This window comes from Vibrio frigidus (genome assembly GCF_042465995.1).
In the GTDB taxonomy this organism is placed as follows: Bacteria; Pseudomonadota; Gammaproteobacteria; order Enterobacterales; family Vibrionaceae; genus Vibrio.
Genome location: NZ_JBCDMC010000041.1, coordinates 1 through 568 on the forward strand (window position 1 = coordinate 1; position 568 = coordinate 568).

A 568-nucleotide genomic window follows, 5' to 3' on the forward strand; every position below is an offset into this window, starting at 1 on the left:
CCTGTGTCTCCACTGGCTTCTCTGGATGTCAAGAGTAGGTAAGGTTCTTCGCGTTGCATCGAATTAAACCACATGCTCCACCGCTTGTGCGGGCCCCCGTCAATTCATTTGAGTTTTAATCTTGCGACCGTACTCCCCAGGCGGTCTACTTAACGCGTTAGCTCCGAAAGCCACGGCTCAAGGCCACAACCTTCAAGTAGACATCGTTTACGGCGTGGACTACCAGGGTATCTAATCCTGTTTGCTCCCCACGCTTTCGCATCTGAGTGTCAGTATCTGTCCAGGGGGCCGCCTTCGCCACTGGTATTCCTTCAGATCTCTACGCATTTCACCGCTACACCTGAAATTCTACCCCCCTCTACAGTACTCTAGTTTGCCAGTTTCAAATGACCTTCCGGGGTTGAGCCCCGGGCTTTCACATCTGACTTAACAAACCACCTGCATGCGCTTTACGCCCAGTAATTCCGATTAACGCTCGCACCCTCCGTATTACCGCGGCTGCTGGCACGGAGTTAGCCGGTGCTTCTTCTGTAGCTAACGTCAAACAATAAGCGTATTAAACTTACTG

General features: G+C 51.8%; 1 rRNA gene. It reads right to left on the reverse strand.

Features of this window, described 5'->3' with window-relative positions:
* Nucleotides 1-568, reverse strand: a 16S ribosomal RNA gene (locus AACW90_RS22935); the annotation flags it as partial.